Raw genomic sequence first — 16,624 nt, forward strand, 5'->3', positions numbered from 1 at the left:
ATGGTGGTCCCACCCTTCCTGGTCCTGCGGTCGGCCCATGTTACCGACATAGTGTCAGCAAGTCAGCGTCAGGCGTGGCGTCCCGCACGGGGGATCCGGTGCCGGCGCACTCGCACCGGCGTCGCGGTACGGGTGCCGCGAGCCGGCCGGACCACCTCCCCTGTCTCGTGTGGGTGTGTCGCGAACTGGGCATTTAGTGGGATATCGGGGGAAAGGGCGTGAAGTATGCGTCGTCGGCAGGTGCTCGCGCTCGGGGCCGGGCTCGTGGCGCTGGCGGCGGGATGCTCCGACCCTTCCGAATCGCGCAGGCTCGCCTCGGCGACGCTGCCGGTCGTGGTACCTGGGCCGTACGGTGGTGAAGCCGATGGCGTCGCCCAGGCCCTCAAAGGGGTGGCCGAGCGGGACGCCCTGGTGGGGGAGCTGCGACTGGTGAACCGGCCGGCGCACGTCGCGCTGACGGAGTTCGGCCGCGTGCGGCACGCGCGTCAGGTGCTGATGGCCGAGCCCGAACTGGTCGGCACGGTCCGGGCCGTGCGGCAGACGGGGGCGTTCGCGGGCACCACGCCGCTGGCCCGGCTGTGCGGCGAGTGGGAGGCGCTGGTGGTGCCGGGCGGCTCCCGGCTCAGGTCCTTCGGCGCGTTCGCCGACACGATGCGCCGCGACCCGTCCAAGCTCGCGCTGGGCGGCCGGGCCGAAGGCGGGGTGGACCACGTCCTGTTCGGCATGCTGGCGCAGAGCCTCGGCGTGGACGCGCGCCTGCTGCGCTACGTCGCCTACCCCACCACCGGTGAGGCGGTCGCCGCGCTCGCCGGCGGGGAGGTGGCGGCGGTCCTCGCCGGCCACAATGGCGTGCGCGAGGCTCTGCGCGCGGGCGGGCTGCGCGCGCTGGCCGTCTCCTCGCCCGACCGCATCGCGGGCCTGGACGCGCCGACGCTGCTGGAGTGCGACACGCATCTGTACTGCGCGAACTGGCGAGGGCTCCTCGGGCCCGGCGACCTGCCCGACGACGACCGCGCCGCGCTCATCGGCATGTGCAGCGAGGTCGCGGGCTCGCGGCGGTGGAGCGAGCTGTGCGCCAGGAAGGGCTGGGCGCCGCTGTACCTGGAGGGGGATGACTTCGGACAGTGGCTCCGCGTCGAGACCGCCCGCCTCGGCCGCGCCCTCGGCGAACTGGGCCTGCGCGTGTGAGGGCGGGTGGGTGGTGTTGGGACACAACCTGTGGGGGTTGTTGCGGTCGCGGCCACTAGATGTAGGATCCTGCTCGTCGCTGGTTCGCCCTTCGGGGCGAGGTAAGAGGGAACCCGGTGCGATTCCGGGGCTGCCCCGCAGCGGTGAGCGGGAACGAAAGCCGTCATGTCAGCACTGGGCGCGCAGCCTGGGAAGCGACGGCCGGTAGGCACGAGCGAGGCGCCCGCGAGCCCGAAAACCTGCCGGTGACGTTGTAGTCGTCCAAGGCCTCGAGGGTGGGCCGCGTGACGGGGTCCTCCGGCGTGCCCGCACATCGCTGCCGCTCCGGTCGTGCTCCGACGCGTGCCCTCGCACGGGGATTCGAGCGCACGAGGAGAGACAGACCACGTGACTGTGACACGCGATTTGCCGCCGCACCACTCGCCGGACTCGCAAGACTTGTCGGACTCGCCGCGGACGGGTGCGGAACGGATGAGCGGGGAGCGGGCCGGCGAAGGCGGTCGGCCGGCGGGAGACAGGCGGCTGGCCATTGAGGAGGCGGCCGCGCGGGTCATCGCCGATCCGGCCAACTCCCGGGTCGCGGCCGGCCTGCTGGCCGAGGAGATCGCCGAGGAGGCGGCGGCGCACGGGGTGCGCTCGTTCTCCGAGTCGGTCGCCGCCACGCACGAGGCGGGGCTGGTGCAGGACGCTCTCGCGGAGTTCGTCCGCGCCCACGCCGCCGCGCTGGACGCGCTCGTCGACCCCGAGGGGGACGCCCGGTTCGAGTACTTCGGGCTGCGCACCGTCTACGACCGCTACCTGCTGCGCCACCCGGTCACCCGGCGCGTGCTGGAGACGCCGCAGCACTTCTTCCTGCGCGTCGCGTGCGGGCTGTCCGACACCGTCGCCGAGGCCGGCGAGCTGTACCGGCTGATCTCGACGCTGTCGTACCTGCCCAGCTCGCCGACGCTGTTCAACTCCGGCGCGCGCCGCCCGCAGCTGTCGTCGTGCTTCCTGCTCGACTCGCCGCGCGACGAGCTGGAGGCCATCTACGAGCGGTACGGCCAGGTGGCGCGGCTCTCCAAGTACGCGGGCGGCATCGGCATCTCCTGGACCCGCGTCCGTTCGCGCGGCTCGCTGATCCGGGGCACGAACGGCCACTCCAACGGCATCGTGCCGTGGCTGCGGACGCTGGACGCGAGCGTCGCGGCGGTCAACCAGGGCGGCCGGCGCAAGGGCGCCGCCTGCGTCTACCTGGAGCCCTGGCACGCCGACGTCGAGGAGTTCCTCGAACTGCGCGACAACACCGGCGAGGACGCCCGCCGCACCCACAACCTCAACCTGGCCAACTGGATCCCCGACGAGTTCATGCGCCGCGTCGAGGCGGACGCGGCATGGTCGCTGTTCGACCCCAAGGAGGTCCCCGAGCTGGCCGACCTGTGGGGAGAGGAGTTCGACCGCGCCTACCGGGAGGCCGAGGCCGCCGGCCGGTACGTCAGGCGACTGCCCGCCAGGACGCTGTACGGCCGGATGATGCGCACGCTCGCCCAGACGGGCAACGGCTGGATGACGTTCAAGGACGCCGCGAACCGGGCCTCCAACCAGACGGCGCGGCCGGAGAACGTCATCCACCTGTCCAACCTGTGCACCGAGATCCTGGAGGTGACCAGCGACGCCGAGACCGCCGTGTGCAACCTCGGCTCGGTCAACCTGGCGGCGCACCTGGTGGACGGCGAGGTCGACTGGGCGCGGCTGCGGGCGACGGTGGCGACGGCGGTCCGCTTCCTGGACAGGTCCATCGACCGGGGCTTCTACCCGACGCCCGAGGCGGAGGCCGCCAACAAGCGCTGGCGGCCGATCGGCCTCGGCGTGATGGGCCTGGCCGACGTGTTCTTCGCGGCGCGGCTGCCGTTCGACTCGCCCGAGGCGCTGGCGCTGTCCACGCGCGTCGCCGAGGAGATGGCGCTGGCCGCCTACGGCGCCTCGGCCGCGCTGGCCGCCGCGTCCGGCGCGCACCCGTCGTACGCCGACACGCGCGCCGCCGGGGGAGTGCTGCACCCGGACCACTTCCCGAACGCGGCCCCGGCGTACCCGGACGAATGGGCGGCGCTGCGCGCGACCATCGCCGAGACCGGGCTGCGCAACTCGCTGCTGCTGGCCGTCGCCCCCACCGCGACCATCGCCTCGATCGCCGGCTGCTACGAGTGCGTCGAGCCGCAGGTGTCCAACGTGTTCAAACGCGAGACCCTGTCGGGAGAGTTCTTGCAGGTCAACCGCTATCTGGTGCGCGACCTGCAGCAGCGCGGGCTGTGGACGCCGCAGGTGAGGGACGCCGTCAAGCGCGCCGACGGGTCGGTGCAGGACATCGAGGAGATCCCCGGCGACCTGAGAGAGCTGTACCGCACGGCCTGGGAGCTGCCGCAGAAGGCACTGATCGACCTGGCGGCCGCGCGCCAGCCGTACATCGACCAGTCGCAGTCGCTGAACCTGTTCATGGCGGCTCCCACCATCGGCAAGCTCTCCTCGATGTACGCCTATGCCTGGCGGGCCGGCCTGAAGACCACCTACTACCTGCGCTCGCGCCCGGCCACCCGGATCGCGCAGACCACCGTGGCCGCCCAGGAGCCCGCCCCGGGCCCGCGGACCGGCGGCCCGGCCCCCGCTCCGGGATCCCTACCCGCCTCCGGGGCCGTTCACCTGCCCGCGGCCGTCCCTGACCAGGACGCCGTCGCCTGCTCCCTTGAGAACCCCGAGATCTGCGAGGCCTGCCAGTGATGCTGCTCGACCCCGGAATGGACCTGACACTGCGCCCGATGCGGTACCCGGAGTTCTACGAGCGCTACCGGGCCGCCATCCGCAACACCTGGACGGTCGAGGAGGTGGACCTGCAGTCCGACCTGGCCGACCTGGCCAAGCTGAGCGACGGCGAGCGGCATTTGATCAACCGGCTGGTGGCGTTCTTCGCGACCGGCGACTCGATCGTCGCCAACAACCTGGTGCTCAACCTCTACCAGCACGTGAACGCGCCCGAGGCGCGGCTGTACCTGTCGCGGCAGCTGTTCGAGGAGGCCGTGCACGTCCAGTTCTATCTGACGCTGCTGGACACCTACCTGCCCGACCACGACGAGCGGGCCAAGGCGTTCGCCGCCGTGGAGCACATCCCGTCCATCCGGGACAAGGCCGAGTTCTGCTTCCGGTGGATCGGCTCCATCGACTCGCTGCGGCGCCTTTCGACCAGGGACGACCGGCGGGCCTTCCTGCTGAACCTCATCTGCTTCGCCGCCTGCATCGAGGGCCTGTTCTTCTACGGCGCCTTCGCGTACGTGTACTGGCTGCGCTCTCGCGGCCTGCTCGGCGGCCTGGCCACCGGGACGAACTGGGTGTTCCGCGACGAGTCCATGCACATGGAGTTCGCCTTCTCCGTGGTGGACACGGTGCGCGCCGAGGAGCCCGGCCTGTTCGACGACGAACTCGGCGCCCGGGTGACGCGGATGATGGAGGAGGCGGTGGCCGCCGAGCTGGCCTTCGCCCGGGACCTGTGCGGCGAGGGCCTGCCGGGGATGAGCGCCGACCAGATGCGCCGCTACCTGGAGTACGTCGCCGACCGCCGGCTGGCGCGGCTGGGCCTGCCGGAGCGGTACGGCACGGCCAACCCGTTCGCGTTCATGGAGTTCCAGGACGTGCAGGAGCTGGCCAACTTCTTCGAGCGCCGGGTGTCGGCCTACCAGGTGGCGGTGGAGGGCAGTGTGAGCCTGGACGAGGCCTTCTGACCTGGTCGGTGTCCCTTCCCGACCTGCCCGTCTGGTGAGTACTGTGAGGTAGATCTCCCCAGAGTGGGTGGTTTTTCCGTCAAAGTCTGGTTAAGGATCGCCGGAGCGGTCCGGCGCCCTTGGTGAGAGCCGAGGGGCGCCCGGACCGGCCCGCCGGCGTCCGGCCGGTGCGAGATGGGGGAAGTCGAAGAGGGGATGCCGCCCGTGTCATCGGCAGTCAACTGGATCGTCCTGGTGGTGGTCGTGCTGGCGGCCGTCGTCGCCGTCGAGCTGCTGCGCCGCGTGCTGAGATCGCGGCGGGTGAACGGCCGCTTCTCGCTGGCGGGGCCGATCGTCGAGCGGTGCACGTGGCCGGGTTTCGCGACCGCGGGCGTGGTCGCGTTCAACACGGTGTACGTGCCCGGCATGTCCGGCAGGTCGTTCGAGTCCGTCGTTCAGCAGAGTGTCACCGTGTCGCTGATCGCCTGCGTGGCGTGGCTGGTCATCCAGGCCGCCTACGCGGTGACCGACGTCGTGCTGGTCCGGCTCAACGGCGTCGAGGGCGTGGGCAACCGCAGGGCCCGCCGCATGCGCACACAGATCACGCTGGTGCGCCGGGCGGCGGCGGCCGTCATCATCGTGGTCTCCGCCGGGGCCGTGCTGTTCAGCTTCCCCGCGGTCCGGGCGCTGGGCGCCGGTTTACTGGCCTCGGCGGGCATCGCCGGCGTGGTGGCCGGCATCGCCGCGCAGTCCACGCTGAGCAACCTGATCGCCGGGCTGCAACTCGCCTTCAGCGACGCGATCAGGCTCGACGACGCCGTGGTCGTGGACGGGGAGTGGGGCCGCATCGAGGAGCTCACCCTGACCTACGTCGTCGTGCGCCTGTGGGACGAGCGCCGGCTGATCCTGCCGGTGTCGTACTTCACCACGACGCCGTTCGAGAACTGGACCCGCTACGAGAGCCGCGTCGTCGGGCACGTCATGTTCTACGTCGACTGGACGGTGCCGGTCGACGAGCTGCGGGCCGAGCTGTACCGATGCCTGCGCCAGCACCCCCTGTGGGACCAGAAGGACTGGACCCTCCAGGTCACCGACGTGCAGCCCAACGGCCTGGTGGAACTGCGCGCGCTCATGAGCGCCTCCGACGCCCCGAGCGTGTGGGACCTCAAGTGCGACGTCCGCGAGCACCTCGTCGCCTACGTCCGCGAGCACCACCCGGACGCCCTGCCGCGCCTGCGCGTCGAGGACGTCCCCGGCGGCGAGCGCGTGGCGCGGGCCTCCGCCGGGCCGGCGGCCTTCGCGACGCCCGAGACCTCGGACGCGCCCGGCCCGCCCGAGACCTCCGGGGCGCCCGGCCTGCGCGAGACCTCGCGCGCGCCCGGGCTGCGCGAGCCGCGGTCAGGGAGTGGACGGCCGTAGGACGCGGGTGCCGCCGGCGATCAGCGCCGTGGCCAGGATCCAGCCCGAGGCGATCAGGATGTTGGCCAGCCACTGCGTCCAGCCCACCGGCTCCCAGGCGCCGCGCAGCTCGAAGACGCTCACCGGCACCAGCAGGTCGAGGGTGTAGGGGAACGGGTGGAAGACGCGCCGCTCGTCCAGGCCCACCTGCGCGGGCGGGTGGGTGGCGAAGACGGCGGTGCCGGCGGCGAGCAGGACGGCGAACCACACCCCGGCCAGCCACGGCCGGTACCCGTACCCGACGATCAGATCCAGCAGCAGCCCCGCCAGGCGGCCGGTGAGGCCGATCGTCGCGCGGCGGGCACGCTGCTTGGCCAGCAGCACCCGGCGGGCCTCCTGCTCGTGGCCGATCCTGCGGTACCACGCGGCCAGGTGCTCGTAGGGCTGCGGCCGGTAGCCGCCGGGGTCGCGGCTCACCCAGGACAGGCGGTCGGCCAGGGTGGCGGCGCCGCGCAGCGACTCGTAGACGAACCCGTTCAGGTGCACGTGCCCGGGATAGGCGCGGGGGTGGTCGAGCAGCACGCCCACCCGCGAGTAGTTGAGGTTCACCTCGCCCTTGACCGAGGCCGGCGTCAGGATCAGCTCGTCGACCTGCATGTGGCTCAGGTGCAGCACGCGGCCCTCCCCGCTCACCGTGGCCTGGTCGAACGACAGCACCCCTGTGACCCGCGCGCCGCGCAGCCGCACGGTGCCCTCGGCGGTGAAGCCCGCGCTGAACTCCACGCTGGTGGCCTGCATGTGGTCGGCGTTGACGGCGTGGGCGCCGGTGCCCTTGATCACGGCGCGCTGGAGGTACAGGCCGCTGTTGAAACGGGCGCCGATCAGCCGCAGGCCGCCCACCGTCCGGATGTCGCGGCAGAACGCGCCGCCGTCCACCGTCAGCCCGCCCGCCCACAGCGCCCAGTGGTTCTGGTCCCAGCCCCGCTCCTGCTTCTCGGCCTCGGCGAACGGCCGGCGGGAGTCCTCCAGGTAGCTCTCGGAGGGCCGGTGGCTCTGCGGGCCGCGCCCGTCCAGGTCCGGCGCCATCAGCCGGGCCCGCGCCAGCCTGAGCTGGCCGGTGACGTGCGCGTTGTCCAGCCGCACCCCGGCGTGCACGGTGCAGTTGTCCAGCTCGAACAGGCCGTCGACCGTGCAGCGGGCCGCGCGGATGCGGTGGATGTCGCAGCCGCGGAAGCGCATGCCCTTGGTGGTGGCGTCGGTCAGGGCCACCGTGCCGGGCAGGAAGCAGTTCGCCAGGTGCAGCTTGCTGGTGATCGTCGCGTCGGACAGGTCGAGCATCCCGGTGATGCGGGCCCCGGCGAGCCGCAGGCCGGCCACCTGGCCGGGCTTGGCGGGACGGGCGCCGAGCAGCAGCGCGGTCACCAGCTCGGCCCGCACGGTGCGTTCGCGACCCCATGTGCCGCCCTGGGCGGGGTCGTCGCGGGCGGCGTCGCCGACGCGGAGGTCGACCCACGCGCCCGAGGGATAGGCCTCCCACACCTGGCGTTCCGCCGCCGTCAGCCGCCAGAGCGATCGTGATCTCAACACGCGGGGACTGTAGCGCGCCAGAGCCGATGAATCGCGGCAGATGCGGCAATCGCCGCGAAGCGACGCAGCGCCGGTGCGCAGGTACGGGGGCGTGCCGAGGCGCAGGGTCCGGTCATGCGAGGTCGACGCGACGTCGTACAAGGTTGTGCGAGGCCGACGCGAGTCCGTGCGAGTCCGTGCGAGGTCGTTCGGCCGTCAGTCGCGCTCGATGTGCATCGCGCGTTCCTCGGCGGAGAAGTCTCCGTCGTCCTCGCCGACCTCGGCGGCGTACTCCTCGGAGTCCTCGTCGGGGTGGGCGCCCTCGTCCGGGGCGACGAGGCGGTGGTCCTCGCGGGGCACGTGGGCGCGCTCGGGCGCCTCCTGCCACACCCGGCGGGAGATGCCGTTCCGCTCGCCGGGATCGTCGCCCACGATCTCATGACCGATGGGCAGGTTGTCGGTCCACTCTGCGATCTCGGTCAGCTGCTCGTCGTCACCCATGTCGTCGGGGCCGCGATGTGATCCGGTCATGCCTCTGCCCTACCAATATCGTCGACGACCCGCTCCTGCGAGCCGCGAGTCGATCACTATACGCACGATACTCCCGCGGGCAGGAGGCCCCGGCCGGGCCCGGGTGCGTGGGCCGGCTAGCGCTCGACCACCTCGTTCTTGCCGATCACGACCACGCCCTCCCGCGTCACCGCGAAGCGCGAGCGGTCGAAGTCCAGGTCCAGGCCGATGCGGGCGCCGTCCGGGATCACCACGTTCTTGTCGATGATGGCCCTGCGGATGATCGCGCCCCGGCCGACCTTGACGCTCCCCATGAGCACCGAGTCCTCCACCAGGGAGTGGGAGTGCAGCACGACGCCCGGCGACAGGATCGAGCGCGCGGCGGTGGCCCCGGAGACGATCACGCCGGGGGACACCAGCGAGTCCAGGGCCTGGCCCACCCGGTCGCCGTCGTTGTGCACGAACTTGGCGGGCGGCAGCGGGTCGTGACCGGTGTAGATCGGCCAGCGGTCGTTGTACAGGTTGAACACCGGGTGGACCGAGACCAGGTCCATGTGGGCCTCGTAGTAGGCGTCCAGCGTCCCCACGTCGCGCCAGTAGCCACGGTCGCGCTCGGTGGAGCCGGGCACGACGTTGTCGGCGAAGTCGTAGACCTCGGCGCCGCCGGACTTGACGAACATCGGGATGATGTTGCCGCCCAGGTCGTGCTTGCTGCTCGGGTCCAGGGCGTCCTCCCTGAGCGCGTCGATCATCGCCTGGGTCTTGAAGACGTAGTTGCCCATGGAGGCGTAGACCTGGTCGGGAGCGTCGGGCAGGCCGATGGCGTCGGTGGGCTTCTCCCGGAAGGCCACGATCCTGCGCCCGGCGGGGTCGGTCTCGATCACCCCGAACTGGTCGGCGAGCGCCAGGGGCTGGCGGATGGCGGCGACCGTCACGTCGGCCCCCGAGTCGATGTGCTGCTCCACCATCTGGCGCGGGTCCATGCGGTAGATGTGGTCGGCGCCGAAGACGATGCAGTGCTCCGGCAGCTCGTCGTAGATCAGGTTGAGGTTCTGGAACAGGGCGTCGGCCGACCCGGCGAACCACCGGGGCCCGAGCCGCTGCTGAGCCGGCACCGGGGTCACGTAGTTGCCCAGCATGGTGGACATGCGCCACGTACGGGTGACGTGGCGGTCCAGGCTGTGGCTCTTGTACTGGGTCAGGACGACGATCTTGAGGTAGCCGCCGTTGGTCAGGTTCGAGAGCACGAAGTCGACCAGCCGGTAGATACCGCCGAAGGGGACCGCAGGCTTGGCCCGGTCGGCCGTGAGCGGCATGAGCCGCTTTCCCTCGCCACCGGCCAGCACGATCGCGAGGATTCTGGACGTCGTCATAGAAGCGACGTTACCCGGCTTTACCCAGCTAAATCCGTCGAAACATCGCCGACCATTAAGGTTTACGCATGCGCGTCGATCTGCTGAGCCGTGAGTACCCGCCCGAGGTGTACGGCGGCGCCGGAGTCCATGTCGAGTACCTCGCCCGGGAGCTGCGAAGCCTGGCCGACGTGAGGGTGCGCTGCTTCGGCGCGCGCCGAGACGAGGGCGGCGTCGACGCCTACCGCGTCCCCGGAGGCCTGGAGACCGCCAACCCGGCCCTGCAGGTCCTCGGCGTCGACCTTGAGATGGCCGCCGCCTGCGAGGGCGCCGACATCGTGCACAGCCACACCTGGTACGCCAACTTCGCCGGCCACGTCGCCAAACTGCTGTACGGGGTGCCGCACGTGGTGACCACCCACAGCCTGGAGCCGCTGCGCCCGTGGAAGGCCGAGCAGCTCGGCGGCGGCTACGCGCTGTCGTCCTTCGCCGAGCGCACGGCGCTGCTGAACGCCGACGCGGTGATCGCCGTGTCGGAGGGCATGCGGCGCGACGTGCTCGACTGCTATCCGGAGATCGCGCCCGAACGGGTGACGGTCGTCCACAACGGCATCGACACCGATGAGTACGCTCCCGACCACGGCACCGACGTGCTGCTCGCGCACGGCATCGACCCCGCGCGGCCGTACGTGGTCTTCGTCGGGCGCATCACCCGCCAGAAGGGGCTGGCCCACCTGCTGCGCGCGGCGCGGTCCTTCCCGCCGGACGCCCAGCTCGTGCTCTGCGCCGGCGCTCCCGACACGCCGGAGATCGCCGCCGAGGTGACCGGGCTCGTCGAAGAGCTGCGGGCGAGCAGGGCGGGCGTCGTCTGGATCTCCGAGATGCTGCCCAGGAAGCAGGTCATCCAGATCCTCACGCACGCGACGGTGTTCGTGTGCCCGTCGGTGTACGAGCCGATGGGCATCGTGAACCTGGAGGCCATGGCCTGCGAGACGGCCGTCGTCGCCACGGCGACCGGCGGCATCCCCGAGGTGGTCGCCGACGGCGCGACCGGCCTGCTCGTCCCCATCGAGCAGGGGACCGACGGCGAGCCGCTCGCCCCGGCCGCCTTCGCGGACGCCATCGCCGAGCGCGTCGCCCGGCTGCTGGCCGACCCCGGCCTCGCGGCCGCCATGGGCCAGGCGGGCCGCCGCCGCGCCGTCGACCACTTCTCCTGGCCCGCCATCGCCACCCGCACCCAAGCCCTTTACCAGTCCCTCAAATAACCCGCCCCCAACCCCGCCCCGGCCCCACCGGCCCGGCCGTGCCAGTTCCTACGGAACCGGGTGCTGAAGCGGCTGGAGTGGACGCAGGGCCCGGTTTTGCCGGGCGTGGGCGGGGTGGTCAGCGGTGGAAGACGCCGAGCATCAGGCAGACGAGTAGGAGTACGCCGCCGGCGATGAGCAGGGCGATGGGCAGTGAGGGGACGTCCACGTCGGTCGGCTCCCGATCTTCTCGGTGGTCCTGGAAGGCAGATGCAAAGGTAGGGCAGCGGCGTCCGCCGGGTGAGCCAAAGCGGCGGAGAAGAGCGCACTGCCCGATCTTGGTCAACATCTGCCGACTGGAAGTCATACGTTTTGTGGAAGTCGCCGAAGCGCCTCCGGTTCCCTGCCGCGTACCCGCGTACCCGCGTACCCGCGTACGTGTACCGGGGTGCCGCGTGCCGTGTGTCGCGTGTCGCGTGATGCGTGGTTCGCGCCGCGTGGTGCGTGGTGCTGAGGGCGGGGACGGCCGGAGGGTTCCGGACGTGCCGGCGGCTCCGCTCGGTCGTGGGGGCCGCGTCCACGACCGAGCGGGCATGTGCGGACGGCGAGGCTAGTGGCGATGGGGGACGCCGAGGCTGAGTGCGGTCGGGAGCGGCGAGGTCAGTAGCAGTTGTCCGATGAGTTGATGGTGACGGGGACGGACTGGGTCTCCGTTCCGTCCGAGGCCGTCAGCAGTGGGGTGTACACGCCGGCCGGGAGCGGCGCGATCGAGATCTGCACGAAGCCGTTGATCGTGGTCGCGCCGGTCTTCGGGTCGGGATGGTTGGAGCCGGGCGGGATCGGCGTGCCGCCGGCGCTGGTCGAACCCGGGGGCAGGTTCTGCAGGGATATCTGGACGGTCGTCGACCAGTCTCCGACGACCCCGGCCAGGAAGTACGCGGCTGGGTGGCCGCCGCTCGGCGAGACGCATATGCGCTGCTGGAAGTCGCGTAGTTCCCATGTCGCCGCCGAGGCCGATGTGGCGCCGGACAGTACGAGCGCCAGCCCGGCCGTCGCGCCGAGTGCCAGCCTGGCGGCACGATAGGTCGTTCTCACGGCTGCCTCCTTGGTGCTTGCGGTGCGGGATTACTTACATCTCAATTGTTGACGACTTAACTAACCCCTGACAAGTTTCGGCGCACTTCCTGAAACTTTCAGCCACAGTGCGGCGAGAAGGGTCGGTAGGCTGGTGCGGTGCTTGCGATCGACCGGGTGAGGATGACGTTCACCGACCGTCACGGCGGCGTCAGCGCCGACCCGTACGGCACCAGGAACCTCGGCGGCTCGGTCGGCGACGACCCGGCGGCGGTGGCGGAGAACCGCGCCCTCACCGCCGAGGAGTTCGGCCTCGACCCGCGCGCGGTCGTGTTCATGCGCCAGGTGCACAGTCCCGACGTCGGCTACGTGACCGAGCCGTTCGGGGCCGATCCTCCCGCGCTCGACGGCGTGTGCACCGACCGGCCGGGGCTGGGCCTCGCCGTGCTCGTCGCCGACTGCGCCCCCGTCCTGCTGGCCGACCCGGTCAAGGGGCTGGTGGGCGGGGCGCATTCCGGGCGGGTCGGCACGGCGGCCGGCGTGGTGCCGGCGCTGGTGGCCGAGATGCGGGCCCGCGGCGCCGGCGACCTGGTCGCCCTTGTGGGCCCGCTGGCGTGCGGCGCCTGCTACGAGGTGCCAGAGGCGCTCCGCGCGCAGGTCGCCGAGGTCCTGCCCGAGACCTGGTCGACGACCCGCGAGGGCACTCCCGCGCTCGACCTGCGCGCCGGGATCACCGCCCAGCTCCGTCGCGCCGGGGTGGCCGACGTCCGGCACGACGCGCGCTGCACCATCGAGACCGCCGACCTCTACTCCCACCGCAGGGAGCACCTCACCGGCCGGTTCGCCGGCTACGTCTGGCTCACCCCTGAGTCCTGAGACCGTCCCCTCCGCCCCGGGGCGCCGATGCGGCCGCGTCGCGCTCTCGGAGCCGGCGCGCCCGCCCAGGCTCGTGCTTCGCAGGGAAGCCCGCCGGGTGGACGCCGCGGCGGCCGATGGGGGTGATCAGGGCCAGGCCGGTGACGATGGCCGCGGCGGCGAGCATCGGGGCGATCCCCGGGACGAAGCCCCCGGCCGTCAGGGTGAGCAGGCCGGCGCCCGTCAGCGCCGCCGCGGTCAGCGCCCGCGTCCGGCCCACCGCCGCCCGCGCGGCCCGTGGCGGCTCCTCGAACCGGGCGAGCAGGCCGGCCAGCGGGCGCAGGACGAGCAGCAGCGCGGCGAGCCAGAGCGGCCAACCGGCGAGCCACGCGCCGCCGCCCGGCGCGGGGGTGGCCAGGCCGAGGCCGACGACGGCCACGCCGGCGACCACGAACAGGGCGCTCATGTGCCACAGGTACACGGTCATCATCCGCGGCCCCGCCCACGCCAAGGCGCGCGCGACGAGGGGCCGGGCCGCCAGCCGCACCAGGCGGGGACGCAGCAGCATCGCCAGGCCGATCTGACCGAAGGCCACGGCGAGCAGCGCGGCGGTCGGCGGAGCCATGTTCGACATCCCCGCGCCCGGCAGCCCGATCATGCTCCCCGGGTACGGCCCGAACGCCACGAGCGCGGCCGCCGCGGCGAAGCCGCCCAGCGCCATCAGGCGGAACCCGGCGAGCCGCCCGCTCGCGTACAGGAATCCGAGCTGGTGCACCGCGAGCCACACCAGGCCGACGTTGAGGAACGCGGCGGGCTCCCACGCGGTGAAGCGGACCACGTCCACCGCGACCGCCCCCGCGGCGAGCGCGAGCGGGACCCGGCCGCCGTACCGGTCGCCGAGGCGGAGCAGCACCGGGGTGAGCACGACCGCCACCAGGTAGACGGCGAGGAACCAGAGCAGCTGGCCCGCGAGGCGCGCGGCCGTCTCCACCGGCTGCGCCGGCAGGCCGAGGGCGAGCAGGACGTGGGGGAGGGGGATCCACACGGCCGCCAGCGGGAGCACCGGCCAGGCCAGGCGGCGCACCCGGCCCGCGAGCCACGGCGGGTCGCCGAGTCCGCGCGCCCGGTGCGCGCGGTGGCTGATCGCGTTGGCGGCTCCGCCGGCGAAGAACACCAGCGGCATGACCTGGGAGATCCAGGTGATCAGGAACGCGCCCGTGGCCGAGAAGGCGTTGCCCGTCGCGATCCGGCCGTGGTCGTAGGACAGGACGGGGATGCTCCAGTGCTCCAGCACCACCATGGCGATGCCGAACAGGCGCAGCAGGTCGATGAAGACGTCCCGGCCGGGCCGGCCGTGGCGCGGGGGAGCCGGGGCGGGGCGGACGGCGCCGCCGCCGGTCGCCTCGGCCGCGGGGACGGCCGGTGGTCTGTCGAGCAGCGCGGGCACGGCGCACCTCACATCTCTCTCGGCGTATCTGTGCAGGAGGAACCGGGACGGGTCCGGCGGGACCGGGTCGATCGGATGAGCCCCGGGCCCGTACGCGGACCCGGCCACCGTCACCACCCCTCGACGGGCCTTCGACGGCGGCCCTCAGGCGGCGGGGCTCCGGCGGGGATCGCCGGACCAGGGGGACGCGGGTCCGGATCCGATGGGTTCAGCGTGCCGTGGCGGAGGGGGCGGGCGCAGTGACGGAGGCGGGTGTGTCAGCGGGCCGGAACGCGACCGGCGATGGTAGGGCCAGCCCTACCATCGGGACGCCTGCCGGCGGGCTGCACCGAGCCGCCGCGGGCTCGTAGCGTGGCCGCCATGGGATACCTCCTCAGGCGACTCGGTGCCGACACCCGCTACACCCTGCTCGGGCTGCCCCTCGCCGTCCTGAGCTTCTCCATCCTGATCGCCGGGCTGTCCGCCGGCGCCGGCAGTATCCCGGTTCTGATCGGCCTGCCGATCCTGGCGGTGACGCTGCTCGTGGCGCGCGGGTTCGCCGACGTGGAGCGGCGCTGGCTGCCCGAGATCCTCGCCCGCCCGGTCGCCCGGCCCCGTTACGCCCGCGCTCCGCAGGGCGCCGGCTGGGTGCGAAGGATGCTCCAGCCGCTCGCCACCGGGCAGTCGTGGCTGGACCTGCTGCACGGCATCGTGGTGTTCCCGGTGGCGATCGTCACCTTCGTCATCACGGTGACGTGGTGGGCGGTGGCGGCGGGCGGCCTGCTCTACCCCCTGTACGGCTGGATCACGGTGCGGATCCCCGGCAACCACGAGCTTCCCGAACTGCTCGGCCTGGGCAAGGGGTATCTGGTCAACAGTGCGTTCTACCTGGCCGTCGGCCTGCTGTTCGTCCTCACGCTGCCGGGCATCGTCCGCGGCGCCGCGCTGCTCCAGGCCGGCCTCGGCAGGGCACTGCTGACCGGGGTGGCCGAGCTGCACGAGCGCATCGACGACCTCACCGAGGGGCGGGCCGCGGCGGTGTCGGCGGAGGCGAGCGCCCTGCGCAGGCTGGAGCGCGACATCCACGACGGGCCGCAGCAGCGCCTGGTGCACCTGGCGATGGAGCTGTCGCGGGCGCAGCGCCAGTTGCGCAAGGATCCGCAGGCCGCGCACGCGACGCTGGCCGAGGCCATCACGGCGACCCGGGAGACGCTGGACGAGCTGCGGGCGCTGTCGCGCGGCATCGCGCCGCCGATCCTGAGCGACCGCGGCCTGTCGCCCGCGCTCGCCGCGCTCGCCGGCCGCTGCACCGTCCCGGTGGAGCTGGACGTCCAGACCGTCGAACGGTACACCGCCGTGGTGGAGAACACCGTCTACTACGTGGCGGCCGAGGCGCTCACCAACATCGCCAAGCACAGCCGGGCCCAGATGTGCACGCTGTCGCTGAGCCGGACGGGGGACGCGCTGCTGCTGTCGATCGGCGATGATGGAGTCGGCGGCGCCCACGTCGCCAAGGGGCACGGGCTGGCGGGCCTCGCCGACCGGCTGCGCGCGGTGGACGGCGAGCTGATCGTCCAGTCCCCGGTGGGAGGTCCCACGCTGATCGTCGCGGAGGTGCCGTGCGGGTAGTCGTGGCCGATGACGCCGTCCTGATCCGGTCGGGCCTGGTACGGCTGCTCGAGGAGTTCGGCTGCGAGGTCGTGGCGGAGGCGGGCGACGGCGACGGCCTGGTGCAGGCCATCGCCGCGCACCGCCCCGACGTCTCGGTGGTGGACGTGCGGATGCCGCCGGACTTCACCGACGAGGGCCTGCGGGCCGCGGTCGAGGCCCGCCGCCGGGTGCCGGGGGCGCCGGTGATGATCCTGTCGCAGTACGTCGAGGTGTCCTACGCCGACGACCTGCTCGCCGACGCGCGCGGGGCGGTCGGCTACCTGCTGAAGGACCGCGTGGCCGACGTCGAGGAGTTCATGGACGGGCTGCGCCGGGTGGCCGCCGGGGGCACCGTCTTCGACCCGCAGGTGGTGGCCCAGCTCATGGTGCGCCGCCGCCGTGACGACCCGCTCGCCTCGCTTACTCCGAGAGAGCGCGAGGTGCTGGGCCTGATGGCCGAGGGCAGTTCCAACCCCGCCATCGGGCGCCGCATGGTGATCACCGACGGCGCGGTGGAGAAGCACGTGCGCAGCATCTTCAACAAGCTCGGCCTGTACGCCGACGACGTCGACCAGCACCGCCGGGTGCTCGCCGTCCTCGCGTACCTCCGCTCCTGACGGCGCCCGCCGGGAC

13 protein-coding genes and 1 riboswitch are annotated in these 16,624 nt (G+C 72.5%); of the genes, 8 read left to right on the forward strand and 5 right to left on the reverse strand.

Features of this window, described 5'->3' with window-relative positions; all coding sequences use genetic code 11:
• Positions 1-225 precede the first annotated feature (225 nt).
• The 4 genes from ACZ6QO_RS03235 (at position 226) to ACZ6QO_RS03250 (ending at position 6,335) form a co-directional block, all read left to right on the forward strand.
• Positions 226-1,188, forward strand: coding sequence for a tripartite tricarboxylate transporter substrate-binding protein (locus ACZ6QO_RS03235; protein WP_465847141.1), 963 nt, complete (start codon positions 226-228; stop codon positions 1,186-1,188).
• A 63-nt stretch (positions 1,189-1,251) separates the two neighbouring features.
• A riboswitch (cobalamin riboswitch) is annotated at positions 1,252-1,449 on the forward strand.
• 210 nt (positions 1,450-1,659) lie between these two features.
• Positions 1,660-3,942, forward strand: coding sequence for a ribonucleoside-diphosphate reductase subunit alpha (locus ACZ6QO_RS03240; protein WP_465847143.1), 2,283 nt, complete (start codon positions 1,660-1,662; stop codon positions 3,940-3,942).
• Between the two features lie 38 nt (positions 3,943-3,980).
• The gene (locus ACZ6QO_RS03245; RefSeq protein WP_465847145.1) at positions 3,981-4,937 is read left to right on the forward strand and encodes a ribonucleotide-diphosphate reductase subunit beta; all 957 of its coding nucleotides are present in this window, start codon (positions 3,981-3,983) and stop codon (positions 4,935-4,937) included.
• A 204-nt stretch (positions 4,938-5,141) separates the two neighbouring features.
• Positions 5,142-6,335 carry a mechanosensitive ion channel family protein gene (locus ACZ6QO_RS03250; RefSeq protein ID WP_465847147.1) on the forward strand — a complete coding sequence of 398 codons (1,194 nt, stop codon included), beginning with the start codon at positions 5,142-5,144 and terminating at the stop codon, positions 6,333-6,335.
• On the opposite strand, the gene ACZ6QO_RS03255 is transcribed toward ACZ6QO_RS03250, so the two are convergent.
• The 3 genes from ACZ6QO_RS03255 to glgC all read right to left on the reverse strand — a co-directional run bounded on the left by ACZ6QO_RS03255 (position 6,315) and on the right by glgC (position 9,763).
• A complete protein-coding gene (locus tag ACZ6QO_RS03255) occupies positions 6,315-7,901 on the reverse strand; it encodes a hypothetical protein (RefSeq protein WP_465847149.1) in 1,587 nt (528 codons plus the stop codon). The two genes, ACZ6QO_RS03250 and ACZ6QO_RS03255, sit on opposite strands and share 21 nt — an antisense overlap.
• A gap of 195 nt (positions 7,902-8,096) precedes the next feature.
• Entirely contained in the window at positions 8,097-8,411 is a 315-nt protein-coding gene (locus ACZ6QO_RS03260; protein WP_465847151.1) for a DUF5709 domain-containing protein, read from the reverse strand.
• A gap of 116 nt (positions 8,412-8,527) precedes the next feature.
• A complete protein-coding gene (glgC, locus tag ACZ6QO_RS03265; protein WP_465847152.1) occupies positions 8,528-9,763 on the reverse strand; it encodes a glucose-1-phosphate adenylyltransferase in 1,236 nt (411 codons plus the stop codon).
• A 68-nt stretch (positions 9,764-9,831) separates the two neighbouring features.
• Between glgC and glgA the strand changes: the two genes are divergently transcribed.
• On the forward strand, positions 9,832-11,007 hold the full coding sequence (gene glgA, locus ACZ6QO_RS03270; RefSeq protein WP_465847154.1) for a glycogen synthase: 1,176 nt from the start codon (positions 9,832-9,834) through the stop codon (positions 11,005-11,007).
• 639 nt (positions 11,008-11,646) lie between these two features.
• On the opposite strand, the gene ACZ6QO_RS03275 is transcribed toward glgA, so the two are convergent.
• Positions 11,647-12,081, reverse strand: coding sequence for a DUF5980 family protein (locus ACZ6QO_RS03275; RefSeq protein ID WP_465847155.1), 435 nt, complete (start codon positions 12,079-12,081; stop codon positions 11,647-11,649).
• Between the two features lie 162 nt (positions 12,082-12,243).
• On the opposite strand from ACZ6QO_RS03275, the gene pgeF reads away from it, so the two are divergent.
• On the forward strand, positions 12,244-12,936 hold the full coding sequence (gene pgeF / locus ACZ6QO_RS03280; RefSeq protein ID WP_465847239.1) for a peptidoglycan editing factor PgeF: 693 nt from the start codon (positions 12,244-12,246) through the stop codon (positions 12,934-12,936).
• Here pgeF and ACZ6QO_RS03285 read toward each other — a convergent pair.
• Positions 12,920-14,362, reverse strand: coding sequence for an acyltransferase family protein (locus tag ACZ6QO_RS03285; protein ID WP_465847157.1), 1,443 nt, complete (start codon positions 14,360-14,362; stop codon positions 12,920-12,922). The two genes, pgeF and ACZ6QO_RS03285, sit on opposite strands and share 17 nt — an antisense overlap.
• A gap of 360 nt (positions 14,363-14,722) precedes the next feature.
• Here ACZ6QO_RS03285 and ACZ6QO_RS03290 point away from each other — a divergent pair, with 360 nt between their 5' ends.
• Both ACZ6QO_RS03290 and ACZ6QO_RS03295 read left to right on the forward strand, forming a co-directional pair.
• Positions 14,723-15,970: a sensor histidine kinase gene (locus tag ACZ6QO_RS03290; protein ID WP_465847158.1), complete on the forward strand. Its 1,248-nt coding sequence runs from the start codon at positions 14,723-14,725 to the stop codon at positions 15,968-15,970.
• Complete coding sequence (locus ACZ6QO_RS03295) at positions 15,961-16,608, forward strand: response regulator (RefSeq protein ID WP_465847160.1); 648 nt, start codon at positions 15,961-15,963, stop codon at positions 16,606-16,608. Before ACZ6QO_RS03290 ends, ACZ6QO_RS03295 begins: the two co-directional genes overlap by 10 nt.
• The last annotated feature ends 16 nt before the right edge of the window (positions 16,609-16,624 follow it).

The sequence above is a fragment of the Sphaerisporangium sp. NPDC049457 genome (genome assembly GCF_055586705.1).

Bases quoted from the DNA above. Each gene is read 5' to 3' on its own strand.
- ACZ6QO_RS03235 (WP_465847141.1), top strand. From the start codon at position 226: ATGCGTCGTCGGCAGGTGCTCGCGCTCGGGGCCGGGCTCGTGGCGCTG.
- ACZ6QO_RS03240 (WP_465847143.1), top strand. From the start codon at position 1,660: ATGAGCGGGGAGCGGGCCGGCGAAGGCGGTCGGCCGGCGGGAGACAGG.
- ACZ6QO_RS03245 (WP_465847145.1), top strand. From the start codon at position 3,981: ATGCGGTACCCGGAGTTCTACGAGCGCTACCGGGCCGCCATCCGCAAC.
- ACZ6QO_RS03260 (WP_465847151.1), bottom strand. From the start codon at position 8,411: ATGACCGGATCACATCGCGGCCCCGACGACATGGGTGACGACGAGCAG.
- glgC (WP_465847152.1), bottom strand. From the start codon at position 9,763: ATGACGACGTCCAGAATCCTCGCGATCGTGCTGGCCGGTGGCGAGGGA.
- glgA (WP_465847154.1), top strand. From the start codon at position 9,832: ATGCGCGTCGATCTGCTGAGCCGTGAGTACCCGCCCGAGGTGTACGGC.
- pgeF (WP_465847239.1), top strand. From the start codon at position 12,244: ATGACGTTCACCGACCGTCACGGCGGCGTCAGCGCCGACCCGTACGGC.
- ACZ6QO_RS03290 (WP_465847158.1), top strand. From the start codon at position 14,723: ATGGGATACCTCCTCAGGCGACTCGGTGCCGACACCCGCTACACCCTG.